The organism is Stutzerimonas sp. KH-1 (assembly GCF_054483855.1).
Genome location: NZ_CM137011.1, coordinates 4,011,833 through 4,033,288, shown reverse-complemented (window position 1 = coordinate 4,033,288; position 21,456 = coordinate 4,011,833). Strand labels below are relative to the sequence as shown.

Genomic DNA, 21,456 nt, shown 5'->3' with positions numbered 1-21,456 from the left:
TGCGAACTCTGTCCGCCGCAACCCGGTAACAGCCGGTGGTCTACGCTGAACAGGGGCACGCCGGGTGCCCGTTCGCACAAGAGGACGCCTGTCATGCCTCGCCATTCCGCCCACTGGCTGCTGGCCATGCTGCTCCTGCTGGCGGTCCAGAGTGCGAGCGCCGCCGCACCGGTGACGCTGCTGCGGGTCGATGGCGCCATCGGTCCGGCGAGTGCCGACTACATCCTGCGTGGCCTGCAACACGCCCGCGACGAGGGCGCGCAGCTGGTGGTGCTGGAACTGGACACTCCCGGCGGACTGGACACCTCGATGCGCGCCATCATCAAGGCGATCCTCGCCAGCCCCATCCCGGTCGCCACCTACGTCACCCCCAGCGGCGCCCGCGCGGCCAGTGCCGGCACCTACATGCTCTACGCCAGCCATGTCGCGGCGATGGCGCCGGGCACCAACCTCGGCGCGGCGACACCGGTGCAGATCGGTGGCATGCCCGGCGCGCCGCCCGAGCAGCCGCAAGGCGAGCGGGACGAGCAAACCAAGGCACCCGGCGATGCCATGAGCCGCAAACAGGTCAACGACGCGGCGGCCTATATCCGCGGCCTCGCCCAGCTGCGCGGACGCAATGCCGAGTGGGCCGAGCAGGCGGTGCGCGAGGCGGTCAGCCTGTCGGCCAGCGAAGCGCTGGAGCAGAAGGTGATCGACTACCTGGCGCGCGACGTCGCCGACCTGCTGCGCCAGCTCGACGGCAAGACGCTCGCCGTCCCGGATACCGAAGTCACGCTGCACACGGCTGACGCGCAGTTGATCGAGCACGCGCCGGACTGGCGGGTACGCCTGCTGGCGGTGATCACCAACCCCAGCGTGGCACTGATCCTGATGATGATCGGCATCTACGGTCTGATCCTCGAATTCTCCAACCCCGGCATCGGCGCCGGCGGCGTGCTCGGCGGCATCTGTCTGATCCTCGCGCTGTATTCGCTGCAGCTGCTGCCAGTGAACTACGCCGGCGTGGCGCTGATCCTGCTCGGCATCGCCTTCATGGTCGCCGAAGCGTTTCTGCCGAGCTTCGGCGTGCTCGGCATCGGCGGCGTGGCCGCGTTCGTCGCTGGCGCGGTGATCCTGATCGACACCGAAGTGCCCGGCTTCGGCATTCCGCTGGCATTGATCATCACCCTTGCCCTCACCAGTGCGCTGCTGGTGTTCGCCATCGTTGCCATGGCGCTGAAGGCGCGACGCCAGCGCCTGGTCGGCGGCGACAGCGAGCTGATCGGCAGCGTCGCGCCGATCAGCTCGGTCTCGACACAGGATCCGCACAGCGCCTGGCTGCATCTGCAGGGCGAGAACTGGCAGGTGCACAGCGCCACGCCACTGGCGGCCGGCCAGCAGGTACGCGTGATCGCGCGGCACGGACTGCAGCTGGAAGTCGCTGCACAGCCATCCACCCATCGAGAGGAGCTGAACCATGGGCTATGAAATGAGTTTTCTGGTGTTGCTGGTGCTGCTGTTCGGCCTGCTGGCGTCGACGTTCCGCATCCTGCGCGAATACGAGCGTGGCGTGGTGTTCATGCTCGGACGTTTCTGGAAGGTCAAGGGGCCGGGCTTGATCCTGGTGATTCCCGGCATCCAGCAGATGGTGCGGGTCGATCTGCGCACGCTGGTGCTCGACGTGCCGACCCAGGACGTGATCTCCCGCGACAACGTCTCGGTGAAGGTCAATGCGGTGGTCTACTACCGCGTGCTGGACGCGCAGAAGGCGATCATCCAGGTCGAGGATTACCATTCGGCCACCAGCCAGCTGGCGCAAACCACGCTGCGTGCAGTGCTCGGCAAGCACGAGCTGGATGACATGCTGGCCGAACGCGAACAGCTCAACAGCGACATCCAGCAGGTGCTCGATGCGCAGACCGACGCCTGGGGGATCAAGGTGGCGAACGTCGAGATCAAGCACGTCGACCTCGACGAATCGATGATCCGGGCCATCGCGCGGCAGGCCGAAGCGGAACGCGAGCGGCGGGCGAAGGTCATTCATGCGGAGGGCGAACTGCAGGCGTCGGAGAAGTTGATGCAGGCCGCCGAGATGCTCGGCCGGCAATCGGGCGCCATGCAGCTGCGCTATATGCAGACGCTGAGCAGCATCGCCGGTGACAAGAGTTCGACCATCGTTTTCCCGCTGCCCATCGAGCTGCTGCAGGGCATCAAGAACCTCGACAGGAAACCCTGAGTGCACACATCTTCCACGTTCCACCACCCGCTGCGCCTGCTGCTGATCATTCTGCTTGCATCGGCTCTGGGCGCCTGCGCTGCCCTTTCGCCGCGCGATCCGCTCAATGTCCAGGTCGCCGGTATTCAACCGCTGCAGGGCGAGGGACTGGAGGTGCGCTTCCTGGTCAAGCTGCGCCTGCAGAACCCCAACGAGGGCGCCATCGACTACAGCGGCGTCGCGCTGGACCTAGAGGTCAACGGCCGGCGACTGGCCAGTGGTGTCAGCGACCAGCGCGGCACGGTGCCGCGCTTCGGCGAGAGCGTGCTCGAAGTGCCGGTGACGATCTCCGCCTTCTCCGCCGCGCGCCAGGCGCTGGGGCTGGCCGAGCACATCGGCCTCGACGAAGTGCCCTATGTGTTGCGCGGCAAACTCGCCGGCGGCCTGTTCGGTACCCAGCGCTTCGTTGAGAAGGGCACATTCGATTTGTCACCCATCACTGGCTCTCCCTACCGGCGCCCCTGAGTCATACGACCACCACCAAAACCGTGAGGATTTCCTAGGCGCTGCACGAGCGGCGCCTGTGCTTCCTCGACGCGCTAAAAATCTCCTCCTGTCGCCTAGAATTCGGCTTACAGCCTGAGATAGCGGTGTGTGCATGCGGGACACCCTCGACTTTCAGCGGCATTGACAACGACGCGAGCATAGTCATAATCCCTGCAGTCATATGACAACTGACGTCATTAGACTTGCCGATCAGGCATAGACCACCGCCCCAACGGTGGCCACACCGGGGCGGCCCATCAAGCAAGGGAGCACAACAATAATGACCCCAGGCACACCCTCTTCCGCTGCGCTGTTTCTCGGCGGCTGCATGACCCTCGTATCGCTCGGCGTCAGCACCGGCGCGCAAGCCGAAGGCTTCATCGACGATTCGACGCTTTCACTGAACCTGCGCAACTTCTACATCAACCGCAACTTCGTCGACACCGACTACCCGCAGAGCAAGGGTGAAGAGTGGACGCAGAGCTTCATCCTCAATTTCCAGTCCGGCTATACGCCCGGCCCGGTGGGTTTTGGCGTCGACGCCTTGGGCATGCTGGCGGTCAAGCTCGATGGCGGTGGCGGCACCTATGGCACCGGCCTGCTGCCGGTTCACGGCGCACCGGGCGATCGGCATCCGGCGGATGACTTCTCTCGCCTGGCAGTCGCGGCGAAGGCCAAGTTCTCCGAAACCGAGGTGCGCGTCGGTGAATGGATGGTGGTACTGCCGATCCTGCGTTCGGACGATGGCCGTTCGCTGCCGCAGACCTTCCAGGGCGGCATGATCACCTCCAAGGAAATCAAGGGCCTGTCGCTCTACGGCGGCCAGATGCGGCAGAACAGCCCGCGCGACGACGGCAGCATGGAGGATATGTTCTACGGCGGCGCGAGTTCCGACCGTTTCAACTTCGTCGGCGGCGAATACGAGCTCGGCGCGAAGACCAAGGTCGGCGCCTGGCATGCACGCCTGGAAGACATCTACCAGCAGAACTACTTCCAGCTGCTGCACACCCAGCCGCTCGGCGAAGGCGTGGCACTGACCGCCAACCTAGGCTACTTCACCGGCAAGGAAGAAGGCAGCGCGCTGGCCGGCGACCTCGACAACAAGACCTACTCCGGCCTGTTCGGCCTGCAGGTCGGCGGCAACACCTTCTACGTCGGCCTGCAGAAGGTCAGCGGCGACAACGGCTGGATGCGCGTCAACGGCACCAGCGGCGGCACCCTCGCCAACGACTCGTTCAACTCCAGCTACGACAATGCCAACGAGCGTTCCTGGCAGCTGCGCCATGACTACAACTTCGCCGGCATGGGCGTTCCGGGTCTGACCATCATGAACCGTTACATCAGCGGCGATCAGATCGAAGCCGGCGGCGTGGACGATGGCAAGGAATGGGGGCGCGAATCGGAACTGGCCTACACGGTGCAGAGCGGGCCGTTCAAGAGCCTCAACATCAAGTGGCGCAACTCCAGCATCCGCCGCGACTTCAGCGCTACCGAGTTCGACGAGAACCGGCTGATCTTCAACTACCCGTTGTCTCTGCTGTAAGCGGTAGGGCAGTACGCAACCCTCCTCGCTCCGGTTGCGATAACTTCTTTGGCCCGCCTAGGCGGGTCTTTTTTTGCCCGCCACAAGGACATCTGCTCGTTACCAGAGGCCCGACAGCACCGCGCCGGCCGTCAGCAGCGGAACCAGCGGCAGCACCCAGCGCGCACGCCAGGCCAGCAGCATTGCCAGTGCAACCCCGGCGAGCATCACCAGGCAGAGCCAGACCACCGCACCGATCTCCCCACCCAGGCTGGCGACGCTCGCCCACAGCGCCGCACCGAAGCAGGCCGCCGCGAGCGCACGCAAGAGCATGACAGCAGGGACGCGCCGATTAGCGCGCAGCAGCTCGCCACGATGTCGAAGCATGCCCAGGCAGAGCAGCACCATGCCCAGATAACTCAACGCGAAAGCCGATAGCAGCATGTTCATGCCTCCTGCACACGCGGCGCGCGGCGGCGTGCGACAGCCGGTGCGGGCACGCCCCTCAAGCGCCAGGCGCAGGCAGCACAGATCAGCCCGGCGACGATCAGGAACAGGTCCACCGAAGCCAGCGCCCAGTCGCCGCGCCCGATGCTGGCCAGCAGATGACCGCCGGTAGTCAGCCCGTTGATGATCGGCAGGCCGAGCGCAAGCAGCGCGCCGAGCAGCAGTTGTCCGCGCAGCAAACGCCGCCCCTGCTGACGCCGCAGCATTGCCCAGAACGCAACCAGCAGCCAGGCACCAGCGAACACCCAGCCTTCGGCCACGGCACGCTCGCTGTAACCGGCCGGGATCAGCCGGTTGCCCCACAGCAGCGCCAGGCTGGCCAGTGGCAAGCCGGCGAACACCGAGGCGTTCAGCGCGCGCACCCAGATCACGCTGCGGTCGCCGCGCTGTTCGCGCTTGGCCAGCCAAACCTGCAGACCACCGACCAGCATGGCGCAACCGGCAAGCCCCATCAGCAGATAGAGCAGGCGCACCAGCGTGCCGCCGAACTGCGCCATGTGCAGACCGGCCAGCCAGAGATAGGCGCGGTAGCCGGTGGATGCGTCCTGGCGGTTGAGCAGCTCGCCGGTGCCGGCGTCATAACTCAGGGTGTCCTGCGGCGAGCCAATCCGGGAACGATCCCGGCGACGGACATCCACCACTGCCGAGGCATCATCGGGATGATGCACGCTGACCCAGCCTGCCTCGCCTCCGCCCCACTGCCGCTGCGATTCGGCGATCAGCGCATCGAGGGACACCGGAGCCGGCGGCGGCTGGCCCACCTCTTCACGCTCGAAGCTGCCCATCACCTCGCCGAAGTACTGCATGACGTTGCCGGAATAACTCACCTGCGCGGCGGCCGGCATGTAGGACGCGACGAAGATCGCCACGCCGGTGTAGGCCAACACCAGATGAAACGGAAAACCGACCACGCCGAACAGATTGTGCGCATCGAGCCAGGCTCGCTGACCGTTGGCCTTGGGCCGCAGGGTGAAGAAGTCCTTGAAGATGCGCCGGTGAATGATCACCCCCGACACCAGCGCGACGAGCATGAACATGCCGGCCAGGCCAACGATATACATGCCGATGTCGCCGGCGTGCAGGTTGTAGTGCAGTTTGAAGAAAAACTCGCCACCCAGCGTTTCCGGCATCGGCTCGGCCTGCGCACTGCGCGGGTCGAACGCGACGTTGTGGATGGTCTTGGTGGCGTCGACTTCCCAGCCCAGTCGCCAGTACGGTTCACGCTCGGTCGGGCCGTGCATCCAGAAGGCATGCAGCTCGTCGCTGACGTTCTGCTGCAACCAGCCACGCACATCGTCCGCTCCGAGGCTGGACACCACGCCATCATGCAGCGCGGGGCGCATCCAGCGGGTGAGCTCCTTGTCGAAGCAGGCCACCGTGCCGGCGAAGATGATCACGAACAGCAGCCAGCTCGGCAGCAAGCCGCCCCAAGTGTGCAGGCCGGCCATGCTTTGGCGCAGTCTCATGGACGAACCCTCCAGTCGCCGGAAAGGAACGCGGCCAGGCACAGCAGCGCGGTCACACCGACGATCAACAGCCAGATGCGGCTAGCACTGCGAGCGGCGAACACGTAGATCGCCACCGCCGTCCACACGGCAAAGCTGGCCAGGCTGGAAAACACCACCCGATCAGGCCGTGCCAGCGGCAGGTAAACCGCCAGAAAGGCGGTCACCGCGTACGCCACGGCATAGCCGCCGACCAGCGCCGCCAGTACGCGTGAAGCGATCTGCCAGCGATTCATGGATGCATTGCGGCTCACCGTGGGTATCCCTCCATCGTTTAGCCTGTGGGCGCCAGGCGCCCTGGCGGTGGTCAGAAGCTGTAACTAGCGGTCGCTACCACGGTGCGGCGGTTGCCGGTGAAGCAGTCGCCACGCGACAGGCATGTGGTGTAGTAGGTCTCGTCTTCCAGGTTGGTGGCGTTGAGGGTGAACGCCCAGTCCTGGTAGGCGTAGCCGAGCATGGCGTCGAACAGCGTGGTCGACGGCGTCTTCAGGCTGTCGGTGCCATCCCAGCTGGCACCGACGTAGCGCACACCGGCACCGGCGCTGAAGCCGGGAATGCCGGCGATGCTGAAGCGGTGCTGCGACCACAGCGAGGCCATGTGCTCGGGCACACTGGCGATGCGCTTGCCCTGCTGGGCAGTCGGCCCCTTGACCACTTCGCTGTCGAGGTAGGTGTAGGTGCTGATCAGATCCCAGTTGGAGTTCATCTCCACCAGCCCTTCCAGCTCCAGCCCCTTGACCCGCGCTTCGCCGGCCTGGATGGTGCTGAGCGGATTCGCCGGGTTCGGCATCTGGCGATTCTTCTCGCGCAGATCGAACACCGCTGCGGTGAGCAGCGTGTTGCTGCCTGCCGGCTGGTACTTCACCCCGAGCTCCCACTGCTCGCCCTCGAGCGGCTTGTAGGACTGCTGAGTGAAGTTATCCAGCCCGATGATCGGCGTGAAGGACTCGCTGTAGCTGATGTAGGGCGCCACGCCATTGTCGAACAGATAGGTCAGACCAACGCGACCGGTGACCGCGTCATCCTTCTGCCGGGTGCCCTGCTCGACACGCGTGTCGGCCCAGTCCTTGCGCAGGCCCAGGGTTGCCAGCCACTTGTCGAGACGGATCTGGTCCTGGACATAGAGGCCCTGCTGGGCAACGCGCTGCTGCGGGACATCGGAAAGCGTGATGCCGGATGGATCGAAGGTGCCGTAGACCGGATCGTAGAGGTCCAGCGGGGTGGCGTTTCCGCGAGCGGTCTTGCTATCGGTGACCGCATGCCGGTAGTCGACGCCGACCAGCGCGGTGTGCTGCAGCGGGCCGGTATCGAAGCGCGATTCGGCCTGATGGTCGGCGCTCCAGATGGTCACCTCAGGCTTGGAGACGTAATAGACACGATTGACCGTGCGGTCGTCGGCACCGAGCACCGGCGGCCAGCCATACATGGTCTGGTAGCTGACCTTGCTCTTCTGCCAGCGCAGGTTCTGCCGCAGCGTCCAGGTGTCGTCGACACGCCAGGTCATCTGCGAGGTCAGTGCTTTCTGCTCGGTGTCATATTCGTCGAAGCCGGGTTCGCTGACGAAGCGCTCGCTGCCAATCTCGCCGTAGGGCGCGCCGAGCACCGTGCCGCGGTGCGGCAGGAAGGAACTGGTGGTGCCGCTGTCGTCTTTCTGCACGTTGGCCATCAGCGTCCATTCGAACTGTTCGTTCGGGCGCCAGGTCAATGACGGCATGAACACCAGACGATTGTCCTTGGTGTGATCGACCTGGGTCTGGCTGTCACGCTGGATCGCCACCACGCGGTAGAGCAACGTGCCGTCTTCATCCAGCGGGCCGGTGCTGTCGAAGGCGATCTGCTTGCGGTCGAAGCTGCCGTACTGCAGCTGCAGCTCATTCTTCTGTTCCGCCTGCGGGCGCTTGCTGACGAAATTGAGCAGGCCGCCGACCGAACTCTGCCCGTAGAGCATGGATGACGGCCCCTTGATCACCTCGACGCGCTCCAGGGTGAACGGATCGGTGCGTGAGTTCGTGTAGTGGCCGACGCTCTGCTGCAGGCCATCAAGGAAAAGCGTCGGCGCGACGCCGCGGATCAGCGCGAAGTCGCCGCGACTGTCCAGACCATAGGCCTCGCCACGCATGCCGGCGACATAGCGCAAAGAATCCTGAATGGTCAGCGAGCCCTGATCACGGATGCGGTCGGCGGTGATCACGCTGATCGACTGTGGGATTTCGATGATCGGCGTGTCGGTCTTGGTCGCGCTGACGCTGCGCTTGGCCACGTAACCTTCTACCGGGCCGTCGCCCTCCTCGGCTTCGCGTGGCGCAGTGATCTGTTGCGCTTCGAGTTCGACCGCCTCCTGAGCCTGGACAGCGAAGCAGGCGACCAGAGGCAGGGCCAGCACCAGAGGGCGCAGGGAAAAAGGAGGCGAAGCGACAGCATCACTCATGACCGTTATGACCTTGTTATGGATTGAGGATGCGCATGATATTGATAAATGTTTTCATTTAGAAGATTTGTTTTGCTGTTTCCGCGGCTTCGGCGTTCTGCGGCCGGGGATCGCGCCAATCACCGCTAACCGTCCGGGTATTGTTACTGCCGCTAGAGGCTCAGCAGTCCGAGCTGATGCGCAGCCGGCAGTGGCGCACCATGACCTGCCCAGGTGCGAGGATTTCCAACTCGTCTTTACCCCGATTCAGCGCGGCATTGGCGTGGGATACCGGCTCCACGGCGATGAAACCCTGGAGCGCCGGCGGGGTGTAAACGACCAAATGTGGCAACCCGGGCCCGGCTTCTATCGCCAGGCTCAGCCGCTGCTCCGGCCAGCGGAGCCGAGCCTGGCCGTCCCAGCCGGTGAAATTGTTGTCCAGCCCCGGCTCGCCCACAGCGCGCAACTGGCGGAAATCCCAGACCGGCGCAATGGTTGCCTGGCGCAGCGGCAGCTGCTGCTCGTCGGCCAGCCAGACCGCCTCGGCGGCGAATTGCAGCTCCACGCCTGCATGCCGCGGAAAGTACGGGTGCCAGCCGAGTCCGGCAGGCATTGGCCGGCTGTCGCGGTTGTGCAGCCGCAGCTCCAGCGCCAGGCCATCGTCGACGAGCTGCAGCCGCTGGCTGAGGTGGAAGGCGAACGGCCAGTCCGCGGCGCTATCGCCCTCGCTCGGATCATGCGCGAGGCTCAGCCGCAGCTGGTCGGCGCCCTGCTCGTCCAGCTGCCAGGCCCGCTTCCAGGCCACACCATGGATCGGCAGGGCGTGATCGGGGGAGTTGCGCCGCAGTTGATAGGAGCTGCCGTCGAAGTCGAAACAGCCGTCGACGATCCGGTTGGAGTACGGCGCCAGCACGAAGCAGCCCGTGCGCCGCACCTGCTCGCTGCCATCCCAGGGCCGCAGCAGATCGAAGCCGTCGAGGGCAAAGCGGGTGATCGCGCCGCCCAGCGCGGGACACACCGACAGCTGCAAACCGGCACGGCGGAGATGCAACTCATCGAAGCAAGCCATGGCTTTCGCCCTTCCAGAAATGTGCCGCGGCACCAGAGCGCTTGTGGCGTTCGGGGTGCACGCAGCGAGCGGTCAAGTAATCACGACGGAAGCTTGTGACAACCGCCGTGTACGCCGCTGACACCGGTCAGACCGGCGTCACCAGCTGCCCCTCGGCGAGGAAGCGCTGCAGGTTGGCCAATACCAGGTCTTCCATGGCGGCGCGGGTTTCCCGGGTGGCGCTGCCGATGTGCGGCAGCAGCACCACGTTGTCCATGCCCAGCAGCGCCTCGGGCACTCGCGGCTCGTCGGCGAACACGTCCAGCGCGGCACCGCCGAGGCGGCCGGCCTGCAGCGCCTCGACCAGCGCCGGCTCGTCCACCACCGAACCGCGCGCGACGTTCACCAGCAGGCCGTCCGGGCCAAGCGCCTCGAGCACGTCGCGGTTCACCAGGCCGCGGGTCTGCGGGCCGCCGACGCAGGTCAGCAGCAGCACGTCGGCCCAGCGCGCCAGCTCGACCAGGCTGGCGGCGTACTCGTAAGGGCAGTCGGTGAGTGGCCGGCGGTTGTGGTAACGCACCGGCATGGCGAAACCCTCGGCGCGGCGGGCCACCGCCAGGCCGATGCGGCCGAGACCGAGAATGCCCAGCCGGCTGCCGCTGACCCGACGCGCCAGCGGCAGGTTGCCGTTCAGCCAGCCGCCGGCGCGGACGAAGCGATCGGCGCGGCTCAGCTGCCGGCGGCCGTCGATGATCAGGCCCATGGCCAGATCGGCGACGCAGTCGTTGAGCACCTCCGGCGTGTTGCTGATGGCGATGCCGCGGGCCTGCGCGGCAGGCACATCGATGGGGTCGTAGCCGACGCCGAAACTGACGATGGCCCTGAGCGCCGGCAGCCGCGCCATCAGCTCGGCCGAGCAGCCGAAGCGCGAACCGGTGACCACCACCTCGATGCAGCCCGCCACCTCATCCAGGCGCTCGGCAACATCGGCCTGCCACAACGGCAGGACGTCGTAGCGGTCGGCCAGTTCACGGTCGAGCCGTGCCGACAGCGGCGCGACCTGCAGCAGATAGGGCATGAAGCTCTCCTCATTCGGTAGGCGTGAAGCGATACAGCGATGCTCGTCAGGTGATGGGCGCCGGGTTGAACAGCACCAGGTCATTGTGCAGCCGATGGCGCTCAGCCCAGGTCTGCTTGCGACCGCTGGCGACGTCCAGGTAGTAGTGGAACAGTTCCCAGCCGAGCGCCTCGATGCTCGCCCGCCCACTGGCGATGCGCCCGGCATCGATGTCGATCAGGTCCGGCCAGCGCTCGGCCAGTTCAGTGCGCGTCGCCACCTTGATCACCGGCGCCATGGCCAGGCCGTAGGGCGTACCGCGGCCGGTGGTGAACACGTGCAGGTTCATCCCGGCGGCCAGCTGCAGCGTGCCGCAGACGAAGTCCGACGCCGGGGTGGCGCAGAAGATCAGGCCCTTTCGCGCAACCCGCTCGCCCGGCCCGACCACGCCGTTGATGGCGCCGCTGCCGGATTTGACGATGGAGCCCAGGGACTTCTCGACGATGTTCGACAACCCGCCCTTCTTGTTGCCCGGCGTGGTGTTGGCGCTGCGGTCGGCGGCGCCGCGCTCCAGGTAGCGGTCGTACCAGTCCATCTCGGCGATCAGCGCATCGGCGACCTCCGGCGTTTCGGCGCGGGCGGTGAGCATATACACCGCATCGCGCACCTCGGTGTTCTCCGAGAACATCACCGTGGCGCCGGCGCGCACCAGCAGGTCCGCCGCATAGCCCAGCGCCGGATTGGCGGTAATGCCGGAGAAGGCGTCGCTGCCGCCGCACTGCATGCCGAGGATCAGCTCGCTGGCCGGCACCGTTTCGCGGCGGCGCTGGTCGAGCTTCTTCAGCCGCGTTTCGGCCAGAGCCATGATCTGCTCGATCATCTCGCCGAAGCCGCTGTTCGACTCCTGCAGGCGGTACAGCCAGGGGTCACACAGGTCCACCGAGGGATCGCCCTCGTGCATCACCTGCTCGGCCTGCAGCTTTTCGCAGCCGAGACTGATGACCAGCGCCTCGCCGCCCAGGTTCGGGTTGCGCGCCAGGTTGCGCACGGTGCGAATCGGGATATACGCATCGCGCGCATTGATCGCCACGCCGCAGCCATAGCTGTGGGTCAGCGCCACGACGTCGTCGACATTCGGGTACTTGGGCAGCAGCTCGTCGCGGATGCGCTTGACCGCGTGCTCCAGCACGCCGGTGACGCACTGCACCGTGGTGCTGATGCCGAGGATGTTGCGCGTGCCCACGGTGCCGTCGGCGTTGCGGTAACCCTCGAAGGTGTAGCCCTCGAGCGGGTCGAGCCCGGGCGGCACAGCGGTGGCGCGCGGCAGGCTGTCCAGCGGCGGTGCGCTGGGCATCCGCAACTGAGTTTCCTTGACCCAGCTGCCACGGCGCAGGGGCTCGAGGGCATAACCGATGATCTGTCCGTAGCGGCGCACCGGCTCGCCTTCACCGATGTCCACCAGCGCGACCTTGTGGCTCTGCGGAACGGCCTCGACCGTAACCAGCCCGCCCTCGAACTGCGCACCGACCGGCACGCCGCCGTCATTGACCACCACGGCGACGTTGTCCGCCTCGTTCAGGCGGATGCAGCGCGGGGAATCCTGGTGGGGAATCAGTTGCACGGTTTCGCTCATGTCTGCTCCGGTTAGGGTCCGGTTGTTGTTCTGACGTCGTTTCGCTGGTGTCGCCCCGCCAAGCACGCGGCTTACCGGCAGGCCGCTGGTGGGCTGAAGCCCACCCTACGGTGTTGCCGGCTCTGTAGGGTGGGCTTTAGCCCACCGTGCGAGTTTCCCATCCGGCACGGACCCGTAGGGTGGATGGCCGAAGCCATCCGACTCCCGCCCGGCAAGTGGCTCAGCGCACCATGCAGGGCTTCTTGTTGTTGAAGGTCCAGTTGGGGATCAGGTACTGCATGGCGATGGCGTCATCGCGGGCACCCAGGCCTTTCTCCTGGTAGTGGGCATGCGCCTGCTCCAGGGCATCCCAGTCCAGCTCGACGCCCAGCCCCGGCTTCTGCGGCACCGCGACCTTGCCGCCGACGATCTTCAGCGGCTCGCGGGTCAGGTGCTGGCCGTCCTGCCAGATCCAGTGGGTGTCGATGGCGGTGACGCGACCCGGCGCGGCGGCCGCCACGTGAGTGAACATCGCCAGGGAAATGTCGAAGTGGTTGTTCGAGTGCGAGCCCCAGGTCAGGCCGAAGTCGGCGCACATCTGCGCCACGCGCACGGAGCCGGCCATGGTCCAGAAGTGCGGGTCTGCCAGCGGAATGTCCACCGAGTGCAGGCACACCGCGTGGCTCATCTGCCGCCAGTCGGTGGCGATCATGTTGGTCGCGGTGGGCAGACCGGTGGCGCGGCGGAATTCGGCCATCACCTCGCGGCCGGAATAGCCGTTCTCGGCACCGCAGGGGTCTTCGGCATAGGCCAGCACGCCGTGCAGGTCGCGGCACAGGCCGATGGCTTCGTCCAGCGACCAGGCGCCGTTGGGGTCAAGCGTCACGCGGGCGTCGGGGAAGCGCTGGGCCAGAGCGCGGATCGCCTCGACTTCCTCTTCGCCGCGCAGCACGCCGCCCTTGAGCTTGAAGTCCTTGAAGCCGTAGCGCTCGTAGGCCGCCTCGGCCTGGCGGACGATGCGCTCCGGTGTCATGGCCTCCTCGTTGCGCACGCGAAACCAGGCGTCGTCGGAGTTGGATTCGTCGCGGTAGCCGAGGTCGGTCCGGTTGCGATCGCCGATGAAGAACAGGTAGCCGAGCATTTCCACTTCGTCACGCTGCTGGCCTTCGCCGAGCAGGGCGGCGACCGGCACCTCGAGGTGCTGGCCGAGCAGGTCGAGCAGCGCCGACTCCAGCGCGGTGACGGCGTGAATGGCGATGCGCAGGTCGAAGGTCTGCAGGCCGCGGCCGCCGGCGTCACGGTCGGCGAAGGCGCGGCGCACCTTGCCGAGCAGCGCGTTGTACTGGCCGATCGGTTCGCCGACCAGCAGGGCACGCGCATCGTCGAGGGTCTGGCGGATGGCTTCGCCGCCCGGCACTTCGCCGACGCCGACGTGGCCGGCGCTGTCCTTGAGGATGAGGATGTTGCGGGTGAACCAGGGCCCATGGGCGCCGCTGAGGTTCATCAGCATGCTGTCCTGCCCGGCGACGGGCACGACGGTGAGTTCGGTGATGCGGGGCGTGCCCGACATGGCGGTGGTCATGGGTGTCCCTCTGTTGTTCTTGTGGGGATGCGGCGCCCACCGGGGGCGCCGTGACGCAGTCTTGCGGCCGGACCTTTCGGCCGGCTTTCAACATCAGCCGATATAGGTGGTCTTCACCGTGGTGTAGAACTCCTGGGCGTAGCGACCCTGTTCGCGCGGGCCATAGGACGAGCCTTTGCGGCCGCCGAACGGCACGTGGTAATCCACCCCGGCGGTGGGCAGGTTGATCATCACCATGCCGGCCTGGGCGTGGCGCTTGAAGTGGTTGGCGTATTTCAGCGAGGTGGTGCAGATACCGGCGGACAGGCCGAACTCGGTGTCGTTGGCCATGGCCAGCGCCTCGTCGTAATCCTTGACCTTCACCACGTTGGCCACCGGGCCGAAGATTTCCTCGCGGCTGATGCGCATGTTCGGGTTGCTGTCGACGAACAGCGTCGGCGCCAGGAAGTAGCCGTCGCTGCCGCACTTCACCCGCTCGCCGCCGCAGGCCAGGCGCGCGCCCTCCTGCTTGCCGATCTCGATGTAACGCAGGTCCTGCTCCAGCTGCGCCTCGGACACCACGGGGCCGACGTCGACGCCCTGCTCCAGCGCCGGGCCGACCTTGATCTTCTTGATACGCTCGACCATCGCCTCGACGAAGCGGTCGTAGATGCCTTCGGTGACGATGATGCGGCTCGACGCCGTACAGCGCTGGCCGGTCGAATAAAACGCGCTCTGGGTGCACAGCTCGATGGCAACGTTGAGGTCGGCATCGTCCAGCACGATCTGCGGGTTCTTGCCGCCCATTTCCAGCTGCACCTTGGCGCCTCGCGCCACGCAGGCCTGGGCGATACCGCGACCGACACCAACCGAACCGGTGAAGCTCACGGCGTCGACATCCTTGGCATTGACGATGGCCTCACCGACTTCACGACCGCGGCCCATCACCAGATTGAACACGCCGGCCGGGAAGCCCGCCCGGGAGATGATCTCGGCGATGGCCCAGGCGCAGCCCGGTACCAGATCGGCCGGTTTGATCACCACGCAGTTGCCGAAGGCCAGCGCCGGAGCGATCTTCCAGGCGGGGATGGCGATGGGGAAGTTCCAGGGGGTGATCAGGCCGATCACGCCCAGCGGTTCGCGGGTGACCTCGACGCCGACTCCGGGGCGCACCGACTGCAGCGTCTCGCCAGCCTGGCGCAGGCACTCGCCGGCGAAGAACTTGAAGATATTGCCGGCACGGGCGACTTCGCCGATGGCTTCCGGCAGGGTCTTGCCCTCCTCGCGGGCCAGCAGCGTGCCGAGCTCTTCGCGGCGGGCGAGGATTTCCAGGCCGACCTTTTCCAGCGCATCGGCGCGCGCCTGGATGCCGAAGCTGGCCCAGGCCGGGAAGGCGCGGCGGGCGGCGGCGATGGCCTGCTCGACCTGGGCGGCATCGGCCTGGGCGTATTCGCCGATCACGTCCGACAGGTCGGACGGATTGGTGTTGGCCTGGTAGCGATCCGAGGCGACCCACTGGCCGTCGATGTAGTTGTCGTAGCGTTGTACGTCAGCCATGCAAACTGTCCTCTGGTGATGCCCGGCGCGACCGTGCGGCACAGCGGCGCCAGGAGGTCGGAAAAGGCCGCGCTTACTGCGCGCCCTGCTGTTCGATCAGCACCGCGAGGCGCTCGTACTCGTCGGGCTTCAGCTCGGTCAGTGGCGCGCGGACCGGGCCGGCGTCGTAGCCGGAAATTCGGGCGCCGGCCTTGACGATGCTGACCGCATAACCCTTGCAGCGATTGCGGATCTCCAGGTACGGCAGAAAGAAATCGTCGATCAGCTTGCCGACGGTTTCATGATCCTCACGGGCGATGGCCTTGTAGAAATCCATGGCGGTCTTCGGGATGAAGTTGAACACCGCCGAGGAATACACCGGCACGCCCAGTGCCTTGTAGGCCGCGGCATAGACTTCCGCGGTCGGCAGGCCGCCGAGGTAGCTGAAGCGGTCGCCGAGGCGGCGCCGGATCGACACCATAAGCTCGATATCGCCCAGGCCGTCCTTGTAGCCGATCAGGTTCGGGCAGCGCTCGGCCAGCTGCTCCAGGTGCGTCGCGGTCAGGCGGCAGACGTTGCGGTTGTACACCACCACTCCGATGTTGACCGACTTGCAGACCTGCTCGACATGTGCGGCCACGCCTTCCTGGCTGGCTTCGGTGAGGTAGTGCGGCAGCAGCAGCAGCCCCTTGGCGCCCAGGCGCTCGGCCTCCTGAGCCATCTGGATGGCGAGGCGGGTCGGACCACCGACGCCGGCGAGGATCGGTACGGTGCCGGCGCAGGTATCGACGGCGGTCTTGATGATCTCGCTGTACTCGCGTGGCTCCAGCGAGAAGAACTCACCGGTGCCGCCGGCAGCGAACAGCGCCGAGGCGCCGTACGGGCCGAGCCACTCCAGGCGCTTGACGTAGCCGGCGCGGTTGAAGTCGCCCTGCGCGTCGAAGTCGGTGACCGGGAACGACAGCAGGCCGGAAGAGAGGATGGCCTTCAATTCTTGTGGATTCATTATTCGACATCCTGAATGCGTGTTGTGGAGGTACAAGGGCATCAGCCTTGAGATACGTTATCGTACAACTACAAATAGTCCAACCGTTTTTTCTTCGCATTTTTTCATGCCTTGAAAGCTGACCGAAAGCTTGCTCCGCTCCACTGCCAGAGCCTTCGCATTAGCTGCGCATTAACTGTAGAGCGTGTCCCTCCACGCGACATGACCTGCCAGTCAGCTGCCCCCGCGAGCGATGACGATTTCGTTTGACAGGCGCCAGAGCGGGCTGTAAAAAATCCTACATGTCGTACGACGACCTATGACCACAATAACAATAGCGAGGCCCCGGACATGTGCCGCAACCGCCCGATCCCTGCGCAGCCATCGGCTGCCGACGCCACCCGCCGCCGTACCGCCGCACCCGCACGGCAAGCCGCCGCAAGCCTGCTGACCGGCAGCCTCGGCCACGGAGGTCGTGCACGATGAACCTGCAGGCCCGTGCAACGCCCCGCGTCCAGAGCATGCAGGTCATTCCGGTGGCCGGCCACGACAGCATGTTGCTCAACCTCTGCGGCGCACACGCCCCCTACTTCACCCGCAACCTGGTGCTGCTTACCGACGATTCCGGTAACACCGGCATCGGCGAAGTACCGGGTGGCGAAGGCATCCGCCAGGCGCTGGAGCGCTGCCGGCCGCTGGTCATCGACCAGCCGATCGGCCTCTACAACCGCACGCTCAACAGCCTGCGCAGCGCCATTGCCGGCAACGCCGCCGGCACCCCGCAGGCAACCCGCCACGAGGTGACCTCCGAAGCCGAGGCCGCCGTGCTGCGCCAGCCGCACGAGATCAACCTGCGTATGGACAACGTGATCACCGCGGTCGAGGCCGCGCTGCTCGACCTGCTCGGCCAGCACCTGGACGTGCCGGTGGCCGAGCTGCTCGGCAGCGGTCAGCAACGTGACGCGGTGCCGATGCTGGCCTACCTCTTCTATATAGGTGATCGCCAGCGCACCGACCTGCCCTACCTGGCCAGCACCGGTGAGGATTGGTACCACCTGCGCCATCAGCAGGCGCTGACCCCTGATGCGATCGCCCGTCTGGCCGAGGCCGCCGCAGCGCGCTACGGCTTCGCCGACTTCAAGCTCAAGGGCGGCGTGATGCGCGGCGCGGAGGAGATGCAGGCGATAGCCGCGATCAAGGCGCGCTTCCCCGATGCCCGCGTCACCCTCGATCCCAACGGCGCCTGGTCGCTGGACGAGGCCATCGCCCTGTGCAAGGGCCAGGGCCACCTGCTCGCCTACGCCGAGGACCCCTGCGGCCCGGAAAACGGCTATTCCGGCCGCGAGATCATGGCCGAGTTCAAGCGCGCCACCGGCATTCCCACTGCGACCAACATGGCCGCCACCGACTGGCGGCAGATGGGCCACTCGCTGCGCCTGGAATCGGTCGACATCCCGCTGGCCGACCCGCACTTCTGGACCATGCAGGGCTCGGTGCGCCTGGCACAGATGTGCGACCAGTTCGGCCTGACCTGGGGCTCGCACTCGAACAACCACTTCGATGTCTCGCTGGCGATGTTCACCCACGCCGCAGCCGCCGCGCCGGGGCGCATCACCGCCATCGACACCCACTGGATCTGGCAGGAGGGCCAGGAGCGCCTGACCCGCGAGCCGCTGCAGATCGTCGGCGGCCAGGTCCACGTGCCCGAGCGCCCGGGCCTGGGCATCGAGCCGGACATGGACCGGATCATGGCCGCCCATGAGCTGTACAGGAAGGTCGCCAGCGGCGCCCGCGACGATGCCATGGCCATGCAGTACCTGATTCCGGGCTGGCAATACCATCCCAAGCGGCCGAGCTTCGGACGCGCACCCGTCTGACCCGCAGTACCCCAACCACTGGAGATCGAACAATGAAAAAAGCGATATGCGCCTCCCTGATATCCGCCGCAATGGCCTTCAGCAGCAGCGCCTTCTCTGCCGATGAGGTGAAATGGCCGACCCGCCCCGTACAGGTGGTAGTGATCGCCAACCCCGGCGGCGACACCGATTTCAATGCCCGCACCATGGCCAAGTACTTCAACCAGATCACCGGCAAGAGCATGGTGGTGACCAATATCGCCGGCGGCGGCGGCACCCTGGCAGCCGAGCAAGTCAAGGGCGCCGCGGCGGACGGCAACACCATCCTCTTCACCCACCCGGGCCAGCTGATCGTCAACGAGGTCGCCGGCCTCACCGAGGACAGCTACGAGACCTTCGACGTGTCCTGCATCGCCGGCGTCGACAAGAGCACGGTGTTCGTCGCGTCCAAGCAGTCCGGCGTGACCAGCATGCAGGACCTGATCGCCAAGTCGAAGGCCGAACCGGGCAGCATCACCTATGGCACCGAGATGGGCAGCTTCTCCCACGTGCAGGGGCTGATGCTGGAGAAGCTGACCGACATCAAGCTGAAGATGGTCGACGGCGGCACCGTGTCCGACCGCGTGGTGGGCATGCTCGGCGGCCGCCTGGACCTGGGCGCGATCACCTACGGCTCGGTGCAGGACTACGTCAGCGGCGGGCAGATGGTCGCCCTCGGCCAGCCCAACGACGAGCGCAACCCGCTGCTCGGCGACGTGCCGACGCTCAAGGAGCAGGGCCTGGACATCACCATGGACAAGCCCTACGTGGTGGCCTTCCCGAAGGGCACCGACCCGGCCATCGTGAAGAAGATGGCCGACGTCATGAAGCAGATCACCGAAATCCCCGAGTACGCCGAGGACCTGAAGAAGTTCAAGCAGCCAGTGGCCTACTACGGCACCGACGAGGCCAAGGCGATCCTGGCCAAGACCCGCGAGGACTTCATGCAATTCAAGGACGAGCTGCGTCAGGCCAAGAACTGATCCCTGACGTGTCGCCAGCCGGCCACGCCGGCTGGCTGTCTCTCCTCGCGTACGGAGGTTTGCCATGACCACTGCGAACAAGAAAGAACTGATCATCGGCGTGGCCATGCTCGGCGTCAGCGCCACCTACATGGTGATGGCCTATCGGCTGCCCGGCCACGAAGGCATCGATGCCGCCACGGTCCCCTTCCTGCTGGCCGCCCTGCTCTCCCTGCTCGGCGTCTTCCAGGTCGTCAGCGCGTTCGCCAGCAGAACCCAGCCGTCGAGTGATAGCAGCGCCGCCACGCAGGACGAACCCGCGCCCACCGTGATCGAACCCGCCACGGTGCTCAAGACCCTCGGTCTGATCCTGCTCTACGTGGTGCTGCTGGGACCGGTGGGCTTTCCCATCATGACCACGCTCTACCTGTACCTGCAGTTCATCGTGCTGACGCCGGTGGATCGCAAGGTCCGTCATCTGCCCTATGCCGGCATCGCGCTGGTCACGTCCATCGTCATCTATCTGCTGTTCCGCGAGGCCTTCGACCTGTTGCTGCCCGCCGGCCTGCTGAATTTCCTCTGAGGAATCGACCATGCTCGAATTACTGCAGCAAGGCTTCGGTGCCGTCTTCTCGCTCAACATCCTGATCCTGATGTTTCTCGGCGTCGCCGTCGGCATCGTGTTCGGCGCCGTGCCCGGTCTGTCCGCGACCATGGCGGTCGCCCTGTGCCTGCCGCTGACCTTCACCATGGGTCCGCAGGCCGGCCTGTCGCTGCTGGTCGCCCTGTTCATCGGCGCCACATCCGGCGGCCTGATCTCAGCGATCCTGCTGAAGATACCCGGCACACCATCGTCCATCGCCACGGTGTTCGACGGCGGCCCGCTGATGGAGCAGGGCCTCGGCGTGAAGGCCCTCGGCGTCGGCATCGTGTTCTCCTTTCTCGGCACCATCTTCAGCATCATCGCGCTGATGTTCATCGCCCCGCAGCTGGCCAAGGTGGCGCTGAGCTTCGGCCCGCACGAATACTTCGCCATCGCGGTGTTCTCCCTGACGCTGATCGCCACCCTGTCGGCCGGCTCGATGGTCAAGGGTCTGTTCGCCGGCACCCTCGGCATCGCCGTGTCCACCGTCGGCATCGCGCCGGTGGAGGCGGTGCGCCGCTTCACCTTCGGCCTCAGCGAACTGAACGGCGGCTTCTCCATGCTCACGGTGATGATCGGCATGTTCGCCGTCGCCGAGGTCATCAAGCTCGCCGAAACTGGGCGGCACGCCGCGCGCAGCAAGGTCGGCTCGGTGAGCATGAAGCACATCAAGGGCTTCGGCTTCTCGCTCAGGGAGTTCCGCCAGGAGCTGCCCAACGCCAGCCGCTCGGGCCTGATCGGCCTGGCGGTGGGCATCCTGCCGGGCATCGGCGCCGGCACCTCCAACCTGCTCTCCTACATCGTCGCGAAGAAGCGCGCCAAGCAGCCGGAAACCTATGGCAAGGGCAACATCGGCGGCGTGGTCGCCAGCGAGACCGCCAACAACGCCGGCATCGGCGGTGCCATGATGCCGCTGATGACCCTGGGCATCCCCGGCGACACCACCACGGCGATCCTGCTTGGCGGCTTCCTGATCCACGGCATCCAGCCCGGGCCGCTGCTGTTCGTCAGCCAGGGGCCACTGGTCTACACCATCTTCGCCGCGCTGCTGGTGGCCTCGGTGATGATGCTGTTCATGGAGTTCTACGGCCTGCGCCTGTTCATCAAGCTGCTCGACGTGCCCAAGCACATCCTCCTGCCGATCATCCTGGTGCTCTGTGTGGTCGGCGCGTTCGGCCTCTCCAGCCGGCTGTTCGACGTCTGGTCGATCCTGCTGTTCGGGCTGCTCGGCTACGGCTTCGTCAAGGCGGGGATGCCGGTCGCGCCCTTCATCATCGGCTTCATCCTCGGGCCGATGGCCGAAACCAACCTGCGCCGCGGCCTGATGCTGTCCGATGGCAACTTCGCCGCCTTCGTCAGCAACCCCATCGCCGCGACCTTCCTCGGCCTGGCCCTGGCCTTCGTGCTCTGGCAGCTGTACAGCGCCGTGCGGCCACGCAGCGGTGCCATCGCCCAGGCCCTGCGTACCTGAAC

General features: G+C 66.1%; 18 protein-coding genes. 8 read left to right on the top strand and 10 right to left on the bottom strand.

The window, feature by feature from the left end; translation table 11 throughout:
* The first annotated feature begins 93 nt into the window (after nt 1–93).
* The 4 genes from ACX1DW_RS19330 (at nt 94) to ACX1DW_RS19315 (ending at nt 4,286) form a co-directional block, all read left to right on the top strand.
* On the top strand, nt 94–1,470 hold the full coding sequence (locus tag ACX1DW_RS19330; protein WP_458992172.1) for an NfeD family protein: 1,377 nt from the start codon (nt 94–96) through the stop codon (nt 1,468–1,470).
* Nucleotides 1,460–2,218: a slipin family protein gene (locus ACX1DW_RS19325; protein ID WP_110778906.1), complete on the top strand. Its 759-nt coding sequence runs from the start codon at nt 1,460–1,462 to the stop codon at nt 2,216–2,218. Before ACX1DW_RS19330 ends, ACX1DW_RS19325 begins: the two co-directional genes overlap by 11 nt.
* Complete coding sequence (locus ACX1DW_RS19320; RefSeq protein ID WP_458992171.1) at nt 2,219–2,722, top strand: LEA/WHy family protein; 504 nt, start codon at nt 2,219–2,221, stop codon at nt 2,720–2,722.
* 301 nt (nt 2,723–3,023) lie between these two features.
* Nucleotides 3,024–4,286 carry an OprD family porin gene (locus ACX1DW_RS19315; RefSeq protein WP_110778904.1) on the top strand — a complete coding sequence of 421 codons (1,263 nt, stop codon included), beginning with the start codon at nt 3,024–3,026 and terminating at the stop codon, nt 4,284–4,286.
* 99 nt (nt 4,287–4,385) lie between these two features.
* On the opposite strand, the gene ACX1DW_RS19310 is transcribed toward ACX1DW_RS19315, so the two are convergent.
* From ACX1DW_RS19310 to kdgD, 10 genes are all read right to left on the bottom strand, one after another.
* Complete coding sequence (locus tag ACX1DW_RS19310) at nt 4,386–4,709, bottom strand: DUF3325 domain-containing protein (protein ID WP_200630379.1); 324 nt, start codon at nt 4,707–4,709, stop codon at nt 4,386–4,388.
* Between the two features lie 2 nt (nt 4,710–4,711).
* Nucleotides 4,712–6,238, bottom strand: coding sequence for a PepSY-associated TM helix domain-containing protein (locus ACX1DW_RS19305; RefSeq protein ID WP_458992170.1), 1,527 nt, complete (start codon nt 6,236–6,238; stop codon nt 4,712–4,714).
* Nucleotides 6,235–6,531, bottom strand: a complete 297-nt coding sequence (locus tag ACX1DW_RS19300) for a DUF3649 domain-containing protein (protein ID WP_110778901.1) — start codon at nt 6,529–6,531, stop codon at nt 6,235–6,237. Before ACX1DW_RS19300 ends, ACX1DW_RS19305 begins: the two co-directional genes overlap by 4 nt.
* A 53-nt stretch (nt 6,532–6,584) precedes the next feature.
* Nucleotides 6,585–8,705, bottom strand: coding sequence for a TonB-dependent siderophore receptor (locus ACX1DW_RS19295; RefSeq protein WP_458992169.1), 2,121 nt, complete (start codon nt 8,703–8,705; stop codon nt 6,585–6,587).
* Between the two features lie 160 nt (nt 8,706–8,865).
* A complete protein-coding gene (locus ACX1DW_RS19290) occupies nt 8,866–9,753 on the bottom strand; it encodes an aldose 1-epimerase (protein ID WP_156245041.1) in 888 nt (295 codons plus the stop codon).
* Nucleotides 9,754–9,880: 127 nt separating this feature from the next.
* The gene (locus ACX1DW_RS19285) at nt 9,881–10,810 is read right to left on the bottom strand and encodes a 2-hydroxyacid dehydrogenase (protein WP_458992168.1); all 930 of its coding nucleotides are present in this window, start codon (nt 10,808–10,810) and stop codon (nt 9,881–9,883) included.
* Between the two features lie 46 nt (nt 10,811–10,856).
* Nucleotides 10,857–12,410 (bottom strand): galactarate dehydratase, encoded by a 1,554-nt coding sequence (gene garD, locus ACX1DW_RS19280; protein ID WP_458993420.1) that lies wholly within the window; start codon nt 12,408–12,410, stop codon nt 10,857–10,859.
* A 232-nt stretch (nt 12,411–12,642) separates the two neighbouring features.
* Nucleotides 12,643–13,983, bottom strand: a complete 1,341-nt coding sequence (gene gudD, locus ACX1DW_RS19275; RefSeq protein WP_061372899.1) for a glucarate dehydratase — start codon at nt 13,981–13,983, stop codon at nt 12,643–12,645.
* A 93-nt stretch (nt 13,984–14,076) separates the two neighbouring features.
* A complete protein-coding gene (locus ACX1DW_RS19270; protein WP_458992167.1) occupies nt 14,077–15,519 on the bottom strand; it encodes an aldehyde dehydrogenase family protein in 1,443 nt (480 codons plus the stop codon).
* A gap of 73 nt (nt 15,520–15,592) precedes the next feature.
* Entirely contained in the window at nt 15,593–16,504 is a 912-nt protein-coding gene (gene kdgD, locus ACX1DW_RS19265) for a 5-dehydro-4-deoxyglucarate dehydratase (protein ID WP_110778895.1), read from the bottom strand.
* Between the two features lie 461 nt (nt 16,505–16,965).
* Between kdgD and ACX1DW_RS19260 the strand changes: the two genes are divergently transcribed.
* The 4 genes from ACX1DW_RS19260 (at nt 16,966) to ACX1DW_RS19245 (ending at nt 21,454) form a co-directional block, all read left to right on the top strand.
* A complete protein-coding gene (locus tag ACX1DW_RS19260; protein WP_458992166.1) occupies nt 16,966–18,360 on the top strand; it encodes an enolase C-terminal domain-like protein in 1,395 nt (464 codons plus the stop codon).
* A 32-nt stretch (nt 18,361–18,392) separates the two neighbouring features.
* On the top strand, nt 18,393–19,361 hold the full coding sequence (locus tag ACX1DW_RS19255; protein WP_458992165.1) for a tripartite tricarboxylate transporter substrate binding protein: 969 nt from the start codon (nt 18,393–18,395) through the stop codon (nt 19,359–19,361).
* Nucleotides 19,362–19,425: 64 nt separating this feature from the next.
* Nucleotides 19,426–19,923 carry a tripartite tricarboxylate transporter TctB family protein gene (locus ACX1DW_RS19250; RefSeq protein WP_458992164.1) on the top strand — a complete coding sequence of 166 codons (498 nt, stop codon included), beginning with the start codon at nt 19,426–19,428 and terminating at the stop codon, nt 19,921–19,923.
* A gap of 10 nt (nt 19,924–19,933) precedes the next feature.
* Nucleotides 19,934–21,454, top strand: a complete 1,521-nt coding sequence (locus tag ACX1DW_RS19245; RefSeq protein WP_019405485.1) for a tripartite tricarboxylate transporter permease — start codon at nt 19,934–19,936, stop codon at nt 21,452–21,454.
* Nucleotides 21,455–21,456: the final 2 nt, after the last annotated feature.